This window comes from Actinomadura sp. KC216 (assembly GCF_004348535.1).
Lineage (GTDB): Bacteria > Actinomycetota > Actinomycetes > Streptosporangiales > Streptosporangiaceae > Spirillospora.
This window is the reverse complement of sequence record NZ_SMJX01000609.1, coordinates 1-1,607: the sequence shown is the minus strand read 5'-3', so window position 1 is coordinate 1,607 and position 1,607 is coordinate 1. Positions and strand designations below refer to the sequence as shown.

Annotated in this window: 2 protein-coding genes; one reads left to right on the top strand and one right to left on the bottom strand. The window is 67.8% G+C overall.

The window, feature by feature from the left end; genetic code table 11:
• Window positions 1–468 precede the first annotated feature (468 nt).
• Window positions 469–918 (bottom strand): MarR family transcriptional regulator, encoded by a 450-nt coding sequence (locus E1264_RS42460; protein ID WP_207937018.1) that lies wholly within the window; start codon window positions 916–918, stop codon window positions 469–471.
• 52 nt (window positions 919–970) lie between these two features.
• On the opposite strand from E1264_RS42460, the gene E1264_RS42455 reads away from it, so the two are divergent.
• Window positions 971–1,607: ABC transporter substrate-binding protein (locus tag E1264_RS42455; RefSeq protein ID WP_165964676.1), on the top strand; the 637-nt coding region annotated here is incomplete at its 3' end.

Sequence of the window (1,607 nt, the reverse complement as noted above, 5' to 3'; positions counted from 1 at the left end):
CCGCGGCCACGGCCTTCTCCTCGGACACCGCCGCCTTCGCCGCCTTCGGCGGTTCATCAGCGTGAGCTGCGGTTTCACGGGTCACCGCCGACAATGGCACGTGGACCAATCCGGCGACCAAAGTCAACGCCAGAACGCGGGACCACCAGGCCGGACATCGCCAATAAAACGGACTGAGAACAGACGCGAAACGACGCACGGCGTGACCCATATGAACCCCAAGGCGTAAAGGGCTTTGTTAAAGCCGCCTTAACGTAACTCGGAGATCAGGGAAGGGGAAGAGGTGAGGCCGATCTCTGCCAACGTGACCTAGATCACATGAATCTCGTGTAGCCAAGAAACCGTGACCACGCGTCCTCTTCTAATGCGCTATCGAACACCGCCACGAACAGTAGCGCTTTGAATTCGCAGTGGGGTCAGGAGGCTGACCGGACGGCCGCACAGAAAGGGCCTGAGCGCCCCGCAGGGTCAAGCAGTGGGGACCCGGGCGTTCCAGAGGTGGGTGAGGAGGGTTGTCAAGTCTCGGATGGTTTCCTGGCCGTATTTGGTCGTGAGGGTTTGTTCGTGGGTGCGGGCCAGGGATTCGAGGCGGGCCAGTTTGGCGCGGCCGCGGTCTGAGACGTGGACGGAGACCCGGCGGCGGTCGCGGGGCGACTGGGAGCGGTACAGGTAGGCCGAGTCGGCCAGCGAGTCGACTATGCGGGTCAGGGTCGGGTGCGGGATCTCGACGATGACGGCTAGTTCGCCCATTGAGATGTCGTCGGCGTCGGCCAGGGCGCGCAATACGCGCCATTGTTCGACGGACGTGTTCTCCTCGTCCAGGAAAGTGCCCAGGTCGCGGGCCAGGGCGCGCTGGGTGCGGGTGAGGAGGTCGACCAGTTCGGTGTTCGCGGTCCGGTCCAGAGCCGTGTCGTCCACGCTGTGCCCTCCCTCGCCCGGCCGCCCCTGCCGCGAGCATACTTGCCAGGTCATGGACGGTTCGGTGGTAGTGCGGGACAGCATGGAGCTGCTGGTCTCAGGGCCGGACACCTCGGTGCTGAGGATGGGGCTCCTGCTGCCGCTGTCGGGGCCGCTCGGGCTGACCGGGCCGTCCGGGTTGAGTGCCGCGTGGCTGGCGGCTTCCGAGGTCGTCGCGGCTGGGCGTGGGATCGAGCTGGTGCCGGTGGACGCCGGGCGCGCGCCGGGAACCGTGGCGGCGGAGGCGCGGCTGCTTGCGGACGCGGGGCTGGTGGAGGCTTTCGTCGGGTTCCACACGAGTGATGTGCATCGGGCGCTGGATTCGGCGTTGGCCGGGCGGGTTCCCTATGTGTTCACGCCTCCGCATGAAGGAGGGGTGCGCGGGGACGGTGTGGTGCTGCTCGGTGACGAGCCGGGGCGGCAGTTGGGGCCGGCGGTTCGGTGGTTGAGTGCGCGGCGGCGGCTGCGGCGGTGGGCGCTGGTGGGGAACGACTACATCTGGCCTCGGTCCGTGCATCGGGCGGCGTCGCGGGTGGTTCGGTCGCTGGGCGCGGAGGTGGTGTACGAGCGGCTCGTGCCGTTTCCGTGGGCGGACGGGGAGGCCGGGTTCGAGCGGCTTGTGGACGAGTGGAGGCGGGTGGGGGCCGAGG